We start from the raw sequence: 14,045 nt of genomic DNA, 5'->3' as shown, positions 1-14,045 counted from the left end.
CTGTAGGAGCGGCCTTGTGTCGCGATGGGGCGCGCAGCGGCCCCGCTCGATAGCGGCGGCGGAGCTGAAATCTGGGGCCGCCATGCGGCCCATCGCGACACAAGGCCGCTCCTACAAGCGACGCGTAGCGGCCCGTTTCTGCTTACCCGAGAAGGACTACTCGTGCCCCGTTCCAACCTGTTCACCCTGCTTCTGCTGGCGCTCGGCTACACCCTCGCCCTGAGCCACGGCAACCTCGGCATCACCACCTTGCCCACCTTTCTCGCCCTGCTTGCCAGCGCCCTGCTCGCTCGCCGCCCCCAGCGCTGGCAACAAGCCCTCGGCCACACGTTGTTCATCCTACTGGCCATCGCCCTGGCATTGCACTGGCTGCCCGGCTTCAACGCTGCCAAGGTCATCGACGGCGTTGTCCTCAGCCCTGGCGCCCTGCCCTTCACGATGTACCTGAACCTGGACAAACCGCTGATCGGCGCCTGGCTGCTGCTGGCCTGCCCTTGGTTGTTCCTGTGGCGTAGCCAGGGCCTGGCGACCAGCCTGCTGTACGCCCTGCCCCTGACCCTGCTTGCCTGCCTGGGAGGCGCCTGGGCAATGGGCATGCTGGGCTGGGCCCCGAAATGGCCCGACCAGGCCTGGCTATGGCTGCTGAACAACCTGCTGCTGGTAAGCCTGACCGAAGAACTGTTGTTCCGCGGTTACATCCAGGCCGGCCTGCAACGGCTGCTGCGCCACCAAGGGCTGGCATTGTTCGCCGCCGCCTTGCTGTTCGGCCTGGCACACCTGGGGGCCGGCTGGCAATGGATGTACCTGGCCACCCTTGCCGGTATCGGCTACGGCCTGGCGTACCGCTGGGGCGGCGTGGCGGCGGCGGTGCTCTGCCATTTTGGCCTGAACCTGGTGCATTTCACCCTGTTCAGCTATCCGATGCTGGCTCTTGGCTAGCCATTCGGTCATCATTCGACTTATCCGTCATGAAACAGCAGTAAAAACGAAATAATGACGCTAAATTGCTTGAACGTGCTCGTTGGCTAACCCAGATCGACTGATGGCCAGTTGCCACAGGTCAAGCACATTAATTATTCATTCAATAAAACCAGCGGCTTGCCGATACCAGTCGAAAGCCCTGCGGACTATCAACCCATGCGTAACAACCAGCCGATTACCCAGAGAGAACGGACTTTCCCTGCCCAGCAGCGGTTGATCTCCACCACCAATGCCAAAGGTGTGATCACTTACTGCAACGATGCCTTCATCGAGATCAGTGGTTTCACCCGCGAAGAACTGACCGGTGCGCCGCACAACCTGGTGCGCCACCCCGACGTACCGCCAGCGGTGTTTGCCCACATGTGGCAAACCCTCAAGCAGGGCCAGCCGTGGATGGGTATCGTCAAGAACCGCTGCAAGTCCGGCGACCACTACTGGGTCAACGCCTATGTCACGCCGATCTTCGACAACAACCAGGTAGTCGGCTTCGAGTCGGTGCGGGTCAAGCCTACCGCCGAGCAGGTCCGCCGCGCCGAGGCGCTGTACCAGCGCATCAACCAGGGCAAGCCGCCGGTACCACGCCGGGACAAGTGGCTGCCGGTGCTGCAGGACTGGTTGCCGTTCATCCTGATCAGCCAGGTGGGCTTCCTGATCGGCAACTGGCTGGGCCATTCCTGGGGCTTCGCCCTGGCTGCCGGGCTTTCCGTACCGCTGGGCCTGCTGGGCCTGAGCTGGCAGCAACGTGGCCTCAAGCGCCTGCTGCGCCTGGCCGAGCAAACCACCTCCGACCCGCTGATCGCGCAGATGTACACCGACAGCCGGGGCGTGCAGGCGCGCCTGGAAATGGCCATGCTCAGCCAGGACGCGCGCATGAAAACCTGCCTGACCCGCCTGCAGGACAGCGCCGAACACCTCAGCGAACAGGCGCGCCAGTCTGACGCGCTTGCGCACAAGAGCTCTTCGGGCCTGGAGCGCCAGCGAGTGGAGACCGAGCAGGTTGCCGCTGCGGTCAACCAGATGGCCGCCACCACCCAGGAAGTGGCCAACCACGTGCAGCGCACCGCCGATGCCACCCAGGAAGCCAACCGCCTGACCAGCCAGGGCCGTCAGATTGCCGGTGAAACCCGCGAGGCCATCGAGCGCCTGTCGGCGGCGGTGGGCGAAACCGGCCAGACGGTGACGCAACTGGCCAAGGACAGCGACGAGATTGGTGGCGTGGTCGATGTGATCAAGGGCATCGCCGACCAGACTAACCTGCTGGCGCTGAACGCGGCGATCGAAGCGGCACGTGCCGGTGAAATGGGCCGAGGCTTTGCCGTGGTGGCCGACGAAGTGCGCCAGCTGGCCCAGCGCACTGCCGAATCCACCGGGCAGATCCACGGCCTGATCGCCAAGCTGCAACAAACCGCCAGCAATGCCGTACTGACCATGGAAACCGGCCATCGCCAGGCGCAGGAAGGCGTCGACCGTGTGATGCAGGCCGACGAGGCGCTGGTGGGTATCAGTGAAGCGGTGGCCAACATCACCGACATGGCCACCCAGATTGCTGCAGCGACCGAAGAGCAGACTGCAGTGGCTGACGAGATCAGCCGCAACATCAGCACCATCGCCGACCTGGCCGACCAGACTGCCGAACAGGCCCAGCACTCGGCGCTGCTCAGCGAAGAGCTGACCAGTACGGCGGGTACCCAGTACTCGCTGGTGGAGCGGTTCAACCGCTAGGGCCCTGTAGGAGCGGCCTTGTGTCGCGATGGGCCGCGAAGCGGCCCCTGGAGTTCAGCGGTGATGCAAAAAATGCCGGGGCCGCTTCGCGGCCCATCGCGACACAAGGCCGCTCCTACAACGACCCCGTCCAGACTACCAATCCAGCTGCAAACAGCTCTCGAAGTAGCGTTCTTCCCCGCTCAGCGGGTCTGCAAAGCGCAGGCTCTGCGCCAGCAACTTCAGCGGCCGCTGGTAGTCGTCCTCGTCGTTGAGAAGCTGCGGATAGAACGGGTCATTGCAGATCCCCGCCCCCAGCGCCGCCATGTGCACGCGCAACTGATGGGTCTTGCCAGTTACCGGCGACAGCCCATAACGCCAGAGCTCGCCATTCTTCTCCAGCACTTCGGCCAGGGTTTCGCTGTTGGCCTCCCCCTCTACCTCGTGCATGCGGAAAAACGGCTCGCCATGTACCAGGCGACTTTTGTGCACCAGCGGGAAATCGTGCTGCGGCATGGCCGCCGCAATTGCCTGGTAGCGCTTGTCGATGCGTCGTTCGGGGAACAGCCGCTGGTAGGCACTGCGGCTCTGCGGGTTGGCGGAAAACAGCACAAGCCCGGCGGTATGCCGGTCGATACGGTGCAACGGCACCAGATGCGGGTTGCCCAGGCGGCGGATCAGGCGGCGCAGCAAGGTCTGTTCGACGTATTCACCAGTCGGCGTCACAGGCAGGAAATGCGGCTTGTCGGCTACCACCAGGTGCTCATCCACATGCAGTATGGCCTCCTGCACCGGGATCGGCCGCTCGTTCGGCACCTCACGGAAGTAGTGCAATCGCATACCGCGCTTGTAAGGCAGTTCGGCGGAAACCGCCCGCCCTTCGGCATCAAGCACCCGGCCACGGGCAAAACGATCGAGCCACTGGGCGCGGTCGATGGCCTTGAAATGGTCACACAGGCAGTCGAGCACCGTCGCCCAGTTACCGGGGGGCAGGCACACCGTGCTGGCTTGCTGGCGGGCGGGGTCGAAAGGCGTGGTCATGGCAGGGCTCGAAACGTTCACGGCCGCGCATTATCCCCCAAGCCCGCGCCCTCAACCAGCCTGGGCAATGGCCTCGCAGCGATCCCTCAGCCAGCGCAACACCTGCACCGGCTCCCAGCGCCCAGGGTCGTAGAGGGCATACAGCAACCCCTGATACCCCACCACATCCAGCCCGCGGTGATAGCCGGCACGCTGGAACAGGGCCTCGATCTCGGCGAAGCAGGTATTGAAGTGGACCTTGCCGAACGGCGTGCGGTCGTCGGTCACCAGGCCTTCGAGGCGCAGTTCCAGAACAGCGTCGGCCACCCGCTCGACAGGCATGCGGTTGACGCTGTACTTGAGTTGCTCGACATTGAGCATGGCTTCACCTCGACACTGTATTTATATACAGCATACGAATATCCCCTTGCCGCCGTCAATGCGCTTCATTGCAGGCCCGGCAGATAGCCGGTGCCTTTACGGATGGTCAACACCTGGCGCCGAGGGACGCCGCGCGACACGGCCAGGTGCACCCAGTCATCGAATTCGAGGATCAGCTGGTCGAAGGGGATGGTGCTTTCGCTGATCCGTCGCACAACCTCGCGCGGGGTCACTTCAATCACCGTGAAATCAGCCGCCAGCCCCTGCAGATGCTTGCTCGTCAGCGTCCCGCCAATACGCTGGTTGACTGCGGGGCTGCGATAGCCACTGCTGACGATGACCGGTGCGCCGAACAGCGCGCGCACCTGCTCCAGTGCATTGCACAGCAACTGCAGGTTGGCACGCGCCTCGGCTGGAGGATTGTTGTCGAGCCCTTCCCTGGCGGCGAGCTGCGAAACAGTCATTTCATCGAGGGTGAAATGGGGGGTAATGCGCATGGCTGGATTCCTGATGACCGGTGAAGGATGCCGGCCTCAACGTGCCGGCAGCGGATCATCACAACGCTGCACACCCCATGGAGCAGGGACAGACCTCCCCTTGCGCAATTACTGCGCGAGAAACGCCACCACCTGTTCGGCATCGAACGGCCAGTGCAGCTCGGCGCCGTTGTCACAACGGCGCAGCACCGGAATGATCAGGCCATAGCGTTCGAACAGAGTTTCGTTCTCGGCAATGTCGACCAGTTCCACCAGCAGGCCATGATCGACGAAGGGCATCAGCACGGCCTCGGCCACTTCACACAGGTGGCAGCCGAGGGTGCCGAACAGTTGGCATTCAGGCAGCATGGGGGCAAGTCCGCTTTGGCAGAGAGAAACCTATTCTAGGTCCGTCCTGCCCACAGTGCACCTGACCTGGCTCAATCCTGGCTGGTGGCGCCGATACGGTGTAGCGACAGGTCCGCGCCCTGGAACTCCTGCTCATGGCTCAAGCGCAGCCCATGCAGCGCGCGGATTGCACCATACACGGCAAAACCGCCGGCCAATGCCACCACCACGCCCATCAGGCTGCCCAGCAATTGGCTGACCAGGCTGACACCGCCCATGCCACCCAGCACCTCCTGGCCGAAGATGCCGCAGGCCATGCCACCCCATACGCCGCACAGGCCATGCAACGGCCACACACCCAGCACATCGTCGATCTTCCAGCGGTTCTGCGCCGCGGTGAAGGTCCAGACGAACAGCGCCCCCGCCACCAGGCCGGTGGCCAGCGCACCAATCGGGTGCATCAGGTCGGAACCGGCACAAACCGCCACCAGCCCGGCCAGCGGCCCGTTATGCAGGAAGCCCGGGTCGTTACGCCCGGCCAGCAAGGCCGACAGGGTGCCACCGACCATGGCCATCAGCGAGTTGATCGCCACCAGGCCGCTGACACCTTGCAGGGTCTGGGCACTCATGACGTTGAAGCCGAACCAGCCGATGATCAGGATCCACGACCCCAATGCCAAAAAGGGAATGCTCGACGGGGCAAACGCCACCAACCGGCCATCGCGGTAGCGCCCACGGCGCGCGCCCAGCAGCAACACCGCCGCCAGCGCCAGCCAGCCGCCCATGGCATGCACCACCACCGAGCCGGCAAAATCATGGAACGGCGCGCCGAAGCGTGCCTGCAACCAGGCCTGGACGCCCAGGTTGCCGTTCCACACCACGCCCTCGAAGAACGGGTAGATGAACGCTACGATCAATGCCGTGGCACACAGCTGCGGCACAAATCGCGCCCGCTCTGCGATGCCCCCGGAGATGATTGCCGGGATCGCCGCAGCGAAGGTCAGCAGGAAGAAGCACTTGACCAGCGCATAGCCATGGTCGGCCGCCAACGCTGCCGCCGGCTGGAAGAAGCTGACCCCGTAGGCGATCCAGTAGCCGATGAAGAAGTACACCAATGCCGAAATAGCGAAGTCGCTGAGAATCTTCGACAAGGCGTTGACCTGGTTCTTGTGGCGTACAGTGCCCACTTCGAGAAACGCGAAGCCGGCATGCATGGCCAGCACCAGGATGGCGCCCATGAGAATGAACAGGGTGTTTGAACCGTGGACCAGAGAGTCCATCGCGCTGTGCATGTTTTCCATGAAATAGGCAGACCTGCTGAAAAAGGCACCAGGACAGTTCAAGAACCTGCATCCCTGCACCGAATCGGTGCCAGCTCCCTGCCCCGTTTCGGTGAACCGGGCGGAGCCTGCTTGGTTTTTTCTTGGGTTTGTCGTGGATTGAGTTAAGGTTTATCGGTATCCGCTGCGCTGACGCCCTGAATCGGCGCAATACCCGACCAGGGCGCCCCGCAACGTGGCAAAGCCTTAGCAAGGCCCATACCAGCGCCGGTACTTGAACCTTCCGCGCGTGCTATTACTCGAACTACCAACACTCATCGACAGGGAGATACCCATGGCCAGCAAATCGGCAAAGACTGCACAAGAGATATTGATGGCTGACTTCCAGGCACTGGTCCGCGACACCGAGAAGCTGCTGGCCGACACTGCCAACCTGGCAGGCGACCAGGCTGACGAGTTGCGTGAACAGATCCACGACCGCCTGACCCAGGCCCGCGAAACCCTGCAACTGACCCAGGACTCGGTGCGGGAACGCGGCCAGGCAGCATTGAGCAGTGCCGAACAGTACGTGCAGGAAAAACCGTGGCAGGCGATCGGCATTGCCGCTGGTGTCGGCCTGTTGATCGGCCTGCTGGCCAACCGGCGCTGAGGGGTTTCCATGGAGAACGACGCCAACGGCGCCAGCGCCTCGGGCAAACGCCTGGGGGCGGCTGCCCTGGGGCTGCTGCACAGCCACATCGAACTGTTCGGCATCGAATTGCAGGAGCAGAAGGGCCGCACCTTGAGCCTGCTGCTGTTCGCCGGCCTCGCCCTGGTGTTCGCCCTGCTTCTGCTGACGGCGTTGTCCGGGCTGTTGCTGGTGCTGCTGTGGGATAGCTATCGCCTGGCCGGCATCATCGGCCTGTGCGTGTTCTACGGCATAGCCGCGCTGTATTGCGGCTTGCGCCTGAAGGCCGCGGTGTTCGACGAGTCGTCGCCCTTCGGCGCCACCCTTGAGGAACTTGCCAAGGACCGGGAGCGCCTGTTGCCATGAGCCTGCCAGAACTGCCAAACACCCGTAACCCGCGGGAACTGCGCAAGGCGCTGCTGCGCCTGCGCATGGAAATGCACCGCCAGGAAATCCGCCACGAGTCCGCGCAGTTGCTTGAGCCACTGCGCCGCGTGCGCGGCATGGGCAGCTCACTGCACGACGGGCTGGGCATCAAGCATGCGCCGCTGTGGGGGATTGGCGCCGTGGTGGCGCTGGGCTTCCTCACCGGCAAGGGCGTGCGCAGCGGCAACCTGGCGCGGCTGTTGCGCCTGGGCACCAGCCTGCTGCCGTTGCTGCGCCTGTACCTGCAAGGCAGCCGCCGCCCCTGACCATCGCAATCCTTGTAGGAGCAGCCTTGTGCTGCGAAGAGGCCGGGAGCGGCAAGGAATTTGTATCGATCAAACGGACCTCTTCGCAGCACAAGGCTGCTCCTACAGGATATGCTGCTGCCTTCGACCTACAGGAGACCGCGCCTTGGACTGGCACACCCTGCTCACCCGCGAACGCCTGGGCAAAGCCCTGTACAGCGCCGATGAACTCGGGCGCAGCCCCTTCCACAAAGACCACGACCGCATCATCTTCTCCGGTGCCTTTCGCCGCCTCGGGCGCAAGACCCAGGTGCACCCGGTTTCGAGCAACGACCATATCCATACACGCCTGACCCACTCGCTGGAAGTCAGCTGCGTCGGCCGCTCGCTGGGCATGCGCGTCGGCGAAACCCTGCGTGACAGCCTGCCGGACTGGTGCGCCCCCAGCGACCTGGGGATGATCGTGCAGTCGGCCTGCCTGGCCCATGACATCGGCAACCCACCGTTCGGCCACTCTGGCGAAGACGCCATCCGGCACTGGTTCCAGCAGGCGGCCGGGCGTGGCTGGCTGGACGACATGAGCGACGACGAGCGCGCCGACTTCCTCAACTTCGAAGGTAACGCCCAAGGCTTTCGCGTACTCACCCAACTGGAGTACCACCAGTTCGACGGCGGTACCCGGCTGACCTATGCCACCCTCGGCACTTACCTGAAGTACCCGTGGAGCGCACGCCACGCCGACGCCCTGGGCTACAAGAAGCACAAGTTCGGCAGTTACCAGAGTGAACTGCCGCTGCTCGAGCAGATCGCCCGCAAGCTCGGCCTGCCGCAACTGGAACACCAGCGCTGGGCGCGCCACCCGCTGGTCTACCTGATGGAGGCTGCAGATGACATCTGCTACGCGCTGATCGACCTGGAAGACGGCCTGGAAATGGAGCTGCTGCAATACGCCGAAGTCGAAGCCCTGCTGCTCGATCTGGTCGGCGATGACCTGCCGGAAACCTACCGCCAGCTCGGCCCTGGCGATTCCCGGCGGCGCAAGCTGGCGATCCTGCGCGGTAAGGCCATCGAGCACCTGACCAACGCTGCCGCCCGTGCCTTCGTCGAGCAGCAGCAGGCCTTGCTGGCCGGGCAGCTGGCGGGCGACCTGGTCGAACACATGCACGGCCCGGCCAAGCGCTGCGTGCTGCAGGCCAAGGACATGGCACGCAACAAGATCTTCCAGGACAAGCGCAAGACCCTGCACGAGATCGGCGCTTACACCACGCTGGAAATCTTGCTGAACACCTTCTGCGGGGCCGCCCTCGAGCAGCACGGTGGACGCACGCCCTCGTTCAAGAGCCGCCGGGTACTGGACCTGATCGGCAACAATGCCCCCGACCCACACGGCTCGCTGCACAGCGCCTTCCTGCGCATGATCGACTTCATCGCGGGGATGACCGACAGCTATGCCAGTGAAATGGCCCGGGAAATGACCGGGCGCTCCAGCCCGACCTGAGCCCTGCCGGTGCAGCCCGGACATCGCCCGTAGCTGCACCGCACATTGTGGGAAACTTCCTACATATACTGGCGACAAGTTAAACGTCACGAATAAAAGTAAATGAAAAGTTACCAATCACGCTTTGACAATGAATTAAACGCGCTTATTTCGTAGCCCGAATTGTTTTATCTTGTAAGCCATTTCCCATATAGGGCTAATAGCCCTTCCTCGCATGCCCGATGACTTTCAACTGCGATAAGGTGCCGCCTGTCACCCTCAATCGCCCGCAGGGAAGTTGAACATGCATTCCATATTTATCGTCGACGACCATCCCGTCATCCGCCTGGCCGTTCGTATGTTGCTGGAAAACCAGAATTACAAGATTGTCGGCGAGTCGGACAACGGCGTGGACGCCATGCAGATGATTCGCGAAGCCGCCCCAGACCTGGTCATCCTCGACATCAGCATCCCCAAACTGGACGGGCTGGAGGTGCTTGCCCGGTTCCAGGCCATGGCCTTGCCCCTGAAGGTACTGGTACTGACCGCGCAATCTCCCGCATTGTTTGCCGTACGCTGCATGCACTCGGGTGCCGCAGGCTATGTGTGCAAGCAGGAGGACCTGAGCGAACTGCTCAGTGCAGTAAAGGCCGTGCTGGCTGGTTACAACTATTTCCCCAGCCAGGCAATCAAGCATAACCAGGCGGTAGATGCCGACCTGCAACTTTTCCGTCAGGTTAATGACCGCGAACTGATGGTGCTGCAACTATTCGCCCAGGGCCGCAGCAACAAGGAAATTGCCAAGGGCATGTTCCTCAGCAGCAAGACCGTCAGTACCTACAAGAAGCGCCTCATGCACAAACTTCAGGTCAATACGCTGGTCGATCTGATTGAAATGGCCAAACGCAACGCGCTGGTCTGAGGGTAGTCATGGCGCACAGTATCGCTCGCCTACTGCTCACCCTGCTCCTGTTCAGCGGCGTGGCACAGGCTACCCATCACGAGGCTTCATCCTATACCTTGCTGGCACGCTCATCGGCCAGGCCGGCATTACCAGCGCTCACGGACGAACAACGGCAATGGCTCGAAGGCCGTCAGGAACTGGTGCTGGGTACCTCGGCACCAGACTACCCGCCGTTCGACATCACCAGTGGGGGCCGCGACTACCAGGGCCTTACCGCCGAGTACGCAAGCCTGATCGGCAAGGCCCTGCAGTTGCCCGTGCGGGTGCTGCGCTTTTCCAGCCGGCAAGCGGCGGTCGAGGCGCTCCGGCAGGGCGATATCGACCTCCTTGGCAGCTCCAACGGCTACGAAGCGGCCAGCGATGGCCTGGCCCTGTCGGCCCCCTATGCCATCGACCAACCGGTGCTGGTAACGCGCGAGGACGAAAGCCGGGCGCTGGACACGGGCCTGGGCGGCATGCGCCTGGGCATGCTCTACCATTACCTGCCCCGGCAGGAGGTGAACAGCGCCTACCCCAAGGCCGAGCTTCTGGCCTTCGGCTCGTCCAGCCAGGCCCTGAGTGCCGTGGCGTTCGGCCAGGCCGACGTGTTCATCGGTGATACCATTTCCACCCACTACCAGCTCAATCGCGGCCACCTGCCGCGCCTGCGCATGGCCAGTTTCGGCAAGCACGAGGCCATCGGCTTCGGTTTTGCCCTGCGCCGCGAGGACAGGGTCCTGATGGATCTGGTGAACGCCACCCTGGACAGACAGACCTCGGCCATACGCGCCAGCATCTTCAAGCGCTGGAGTGCTGGTAGCGACCTGCTGCTGACCGACCGCAAGCTGCAACTGACCGACACCGAAGAACAATGGCTGAAAGAACACCCGGTGATGCGCGTTGCAATCGATGACACCGCTGCACCGGTTTCCTATTTCGACGGCTCGGGGCATTTTCGCGGCATCACCGCCGACCTGCTCGAGCTCCTTCGCCTGCGCACCGGCTTGCGCTTCGAAGTGCAGCGCGCCAGCGGCCTTGCCGACATGATTGCCCGCCTCAAGGATGGCCGCGCCGATGTCATTGCCGCACTGGCCAGCGGCGGGATGAACGAAGACGACCTGCAAATCAGCCAACCCTACCTGGAAAGCGCCTATGTGCTGGTCAGCCGCAAGGACAAACAACCCTTCACCTCGCTGGAACAGCTGCAGGGTCATCGCATCGCCATTACCCGCTACAGTGCCATGGACGCCATGCTGTCGCGGCACTATCCGCAAATCGGCTGGGTCGAGACCGAAAGCTCGTTCTATTCCATGGCGTTGCTCAACAGTGGTGCCGTCGATGCGGTGATCACCACCTTGATCGACGCCAACCACGCCCTGGCTGGCAATCCCGAACTGGTCATCCGGGCCACCGTCGGCAGCGAACCCGCCACCTTCGCCATGGCCACCAGCGCCCCGTCACAAGCGCTGGTGTCGATCCTCGACAAGGCGCTGCTGAGCATCTCGCCGGAAGAACTGGGGGTCATCAACAACCGTTGGCGCGGCTTCAGCCTGCACGAGGATGGCAACGACCACGGCTACCGCCGGCTGGCGATACAGGTGGTACTGGGCACCGCCGTGCTGTTGCTGCTGGCCTTGTTGTGGAATGCCCGCCTGCGCCTGCAGATTCGCCAGCGGCAACGCGCCGAACGGGCGCTGAACGACCAGTTGGCGTTCATGCGCGCCCTCCTCAACGGCACGCCCCACCCCATGTACGTGCGTGATCGCGAGGGCCGACTGCAAAGCTGCAACTACAGCTACCTGGAAGCCGTGCAGGCCCGCTCCGAGGAGGTCATCGGCAAAAACCTGGAGGGGAGCCTGTTCGCCGATTACGAGCAGACCCGGCAGATCCACGCCGATTATCTGAAGGTGATGGCCGAAGGCTCGCCGCTGATCATGGACCGGCCACTTCGGATCCAGGGCCGGGAGATGACCATCTACCACTGGATTCTGCCGTACCGCGACTCACTGGGTGAGGTGCAGGGCATCATCGGTGGCTGGATCGACATCAGCGAGCGCCGCCATCTGGTCATGGAGCTGCGCCAGGCCAAGCAGCAGGCCGATGATGCGAACCGCGCCAAAAGCACGTTCCTGGCCACCATCAGCCACGAAATCCGCACCCCGATGAATGCCGTCATCGGCATGCTCGAGCTGGCAGTCAAGCGCGCCGACCAAGGCCGTGTAGACCGCTGTGCGCTGGAGCTGGCCCACCATTCGGCCAAGGACCTGCTGGGCCTGATCGGCGATATCCTCGACATTGTGCGCATCGAGTCCGGGCATTTGTCCCTCGCCCCGGAGGCCGTTGACCTGGCGGCCTTGGTCGAGTCGGTGGGGCGCATTTTCGAGGGCCAGGCCCGGCAGAAAGGCCTGGCCCTGGAGGTGATCATCGCACCGGCCGCCCGCTGCCATGCCCTGCTCGACCCCCTGCGTTTCAAGCAAGTCCTGTCCAACCTGGTAAGCAACGCCATCAAGTTCACCGAGCATGGCCAGGTGCGCATATGCGTCGGCCTGGTGGACGACGGCAGCACTACCCCCGCAGTGCTGGACCTGGAAGTGCGCGACAGTGGCATCGGTATCCACGCCGACGACCTGCAGCGCCTGTTCAACCCGTTCATCCAGGCCAACCCGCATAGCCAGAGCGCCCGTGCAGGTACCGGGCTGGGCCTGGCCATCTGTCGCAACCTGTGCGAGATGATGGGCGGCAGCCTGACCATAAAGAGCCTGGAGGATGTCGGCACCCAGGTGCGCCTGAAGATGCCGCTGCAGCGGGTTGACGCAGCAGCGCAGCCGGCCCCGCTGATCGAAAACCTCGACGTGCCCGACCCACGGCTGAGCGTGCTGGTGATCGACGACCACCCGGCCAACCTGCAACTGATGGCACAGCAGCTTGGCTACCTGGGGCTTGAGCACACCAGCGCCCAAGACGGTCGCGAAGGCCTGGCTACCTGGCGGGCGGGCGACTTCGATGTGCTGGTGCTCGACTGCAACATGCCGCACATGAACGGTTACCAGCTGGCCACTGCCGTACGTACCGAGGAACGCCATGGCAAGCGGCAGCGCTGCACCATTCTCGGCTACACCGCCAACGCACAGCCGGAGGTACGCCGCAAGTGCCTGAGCGCCGGCATGGACGACTGCCTGCTCAAGCCCATCAGCCTGGGCACGCTCAGCCAGCGTCTTGCCAGTATCCGCCCACGCCGCCAGCAGAAACCGCGCCGCAAGCTCTATAACCTGGACGGCCTGGCGACGGTGGTCGGGCATGACCCGAACGATCGCCAGCGTTTCCTGCAGGCGTTGCAGCAGAGCCTGCAGGCCGACCTGGCCACCTTGATGGCATTGCATCCGCAGCATGACAGCAATGCCATTGCCGAACAGGCGCACAAGGTGCTCAGTGCCGCGCGGATGCTGGAAGCCCCCGAGCTGATGAAAGCTTGCGAAGCCCTCGAGGCAAGCGGCTTGCCTACCCCCCAGTTACGCCTGCGGCGCCAGGCACTGGCGCGGCATATGTGCCGGGTAGAACGTGCCCTGGCCAGGGAACTGGCCACAGGTACCTGCACACAGGCAGGCAGCCAGGCGTGTTAACTGGTAGACTGCGCGGCGTTATTACCTAAGAGGATTGTTTCATGGCCACAAACCGCTCCCGTCGTCTGCGCAAGAAGCTGTGTGTCGACGAGTTTCAGGAATTGGGCTTCGAGCTGAACCTGGAATTCAAGGAAGATCTGGATGACCAGGCAATCGATGCTTTCCTCGACGCGTTCCTGGCAGAAGCCATGGACGCCAATGGCCTGGACTATGTAGGCGGTGACGATTTCGGCCTGGTGTGCTCGGTCAAACGCGGCTCGGTCAGCGAAGAACAGCGTGCAGCCGTTGAAGCCTGGCTCAAAGGCCGTAGCGAACTGACCAAGATCGAGGTCAGCCCGCTGCTGGACGCCTGGTACCCGGAAAAGCCGATCAACAAGGCCGAGTAATACCGGCCCGGCTCGATCGCTGAAAAGGCCACCCTCAGGGGTGGCCTTTTTTATTGGGGGTGCTTTTCCGTCGAACGTGGCGCATCGTCGCTGC

Annotated in this window: 14 protein-coding genes; 9 read left to right on the top strand and 5 right to left on the bottom strand. The window is 63.2% G+C overall.

The window, feature by feature from the left end; all coding sequences use genetic code 11:
* The first annotated feature begins 162 nt into the window (after positions 1-162).
* Both GEV38_RS09310 and GEV38_RS09305 read left to right on the top strand, forming a co-directional pair.
* The gene (locus GEV38_RS09310) at positions 163-939 is read left to right on the top strand and encodes a CPBP family intramembrane glutamic endopeptidase (RefSeq protein ID WP_054573499.1); all 777 of its coding nucleotides are present in this window, start codon (positions 163-165) and stop codon (positions 937-939) included.
* Positions 940-1,137: 198 nt separating this feature from the next.
* The gene (locus tag GEV38_RS09305) at positions 1,138-2,703 is read left to right on the top strand and encodes a PAS domain-containing methyl-accepting chemotaxis protein (protein WP_015269510.1); all 1,566 of its coding nucleotides are present in this window, start codon (positions 1,138-1,140) and stop codon (positions 2,701-2,703) included.
* A 135-nt stretch (positions 2,704-2,838) separates the two neighbouring features.
* Here GEV38_RS09305 and GEV38_RS09300 read toward each other — a convergent pair whose 3' ends face one another.
* The 5 genes from GEV38_RS09300 to GEV38_RS09280 all read right to left on the bottom strand — a co-directional run bounded on the left by GEV38_RS09300 (position 2,839) and on the right by GEV38_RS09280 (position 6,208).
* On the bottom strand, positions 2,839-3,723 hold the full coding sequence (locus GEV38_RS09300) for a pseudouridine synthase (RefSeq protein ID WP_015269509.1): 885 nt from the start codon (positions 3,721-3,723) through the stop codon (positions 2,839-2,841).
* Between the two features lie 51 nt (positions 3,724-3,774).
* Positions 3,775-4,083, bottom strand: coding sequence for a hypothetical protein (locus tag GEV38_RS09295; protein WP_015269508.1), 309 nt, complete (start codon positions 4,081-4,083; stop codon positions 3,775-3,777).
* A gap of 65 nt (positions 4,084-4,148) precedes the next feature.
* Positions 4,149-4,580, bottom strand: a complete 432-nt coding sequence (locus tag GEV38_RS09290) for a D-Ala-D-Ala carboxypeptidase family metallohydrolase (protein ID WP_015269507.1) — start codon at positions 4,578-4,580, stop codon at positions 4,149-4,151.
* Between the two features lie 108 nt (positions 4,581-4,688).
* On the bottom strand, positions 4,689-4,928 hold the full coding sequence (locus GEV38_RS09285) for a glutaredoxin family protein (RefSeq protein ID WP_004376101.1): 240 nt from the start codon (positions 4,926-4,928) through the stop codon (positions 4,689-4,691).
* 71 nt (positions 4,929-4,999) lie between these two features.
* Positions 5,000-6,208, bottom strand: coding sequence for an ammonium transporter (locus GEV38_RS09280; protein WP_015269506.1), 1,209 nt, complete (start codon positions 6,206-6,208; stop codon positions 5,000-5,002).
* A 313-nt stretch (positions 6,209-6,521) separates the two neighbouring features.
* On the opposite strand from GEV38_RS09280, the gene GEV38_RS09275 reads away from it, so the two are divergent.
* From GEV38_RS09275 to GEV38_RS09245, 7 genes are all read left to right on the top strand, one after another.
* Positions 6,522-6,836, top strand: a complete 315-nt coding sequence (locus tag GEV38_RS09275; RefSeq protein WP_013971684.1) for a YqjD family protein — start codon at positions 6,522-6,524, stop codon at positions 6,834-6,836.
* A 9-nt stretch (positions 6,837-6,845) separates the two neighbouring features.
* Positions 6,846-7,220: a phage holin family protein gene (locus GEV38_RS09270; protein ID WP_013971683.1), complete on the top strand. Its 375-nt coding sequence runs from the start codon at positions 6,846-6,848 to the stop codon at positions 7,218-7,220.
* The gene (locus tag GEV38_RS09265; RefSeq protein WP_013971682.1) at positions 7,217-7,546 is read left to right on the top strand and encodes a hypothetical protein; all 330 of its coding nucleotides are present in this window, start codon (positions 7,217-7,219) and stop codon (positions 7,544-7,546) included. The genes GEV38_RS09270 and GEV38_RS09265 overlap by 4 nt, the downstream gene beginning before the upstream one ends.
* 145 nt (positions 7,547-7,691) lie before the next feature.
* Positions 7,692-9,023, top strand: a complete 1,332-nt coding sequence (locus GEV38_RS09260; protein ID WP_013971681.1) for a deoxyguanosinetriphosphate triphosphohydrolase — start codon at positions 7,692-7,694, stop codon at positions 9,021-9,023.
* 283 nt (positions 9,024-9,306) lie between these two features.
* Complete coding sequence (locus GEV38_RS09255) at positions 9,307-9,924, top strand: response regulator transcription factor (protein ID WP_015269505.1); 618 nt, start codon at positions 9,307-9,309, stop codon at positions 9,922-9,924.
* 8 nt (positions 9,925-9,932) lie between these two features.
* Complete coding sequence (locus GEV38_RS09250) at positions 9,933-13,565, top strand: ATP-binding protein (RefSeq protein WP_054573500.1); 3,633 nt, start codon at positions 9,933-9,935, stop codon at positions 13,563-13,565.
* 41 nt (positions 13,566-13,606) lie between these two features.
* Positions 13,607-13,951 (top strand): YggL family protein, encoded by a 345-nt coding sequence (locus tag GEV38_RS09245; RefSeq protein WP_004376110.1) that lies wholly within the window; start codon positions 13,607-13,609, stop codon positions 13,949-13,951.
* Positions 13,952-14,045: the final 94 nt, after the last annotated feature.

The sequence above is a fragment of the Pseudomonas sp. 13159349 genome, assembly GCF_013305685.1.
In the GTDB taxonomy this organism is placed as follows: Bacteria; Pseudomonadota; Gammaproteobacteria; order Pseudomonadales; family Pseudomonadaceae; genus Aquipseudomonas; species Aquipseudomonas asiatica.
This window is presented reverse-complemented; position numbering and strand designations above follow the sequence as displayed.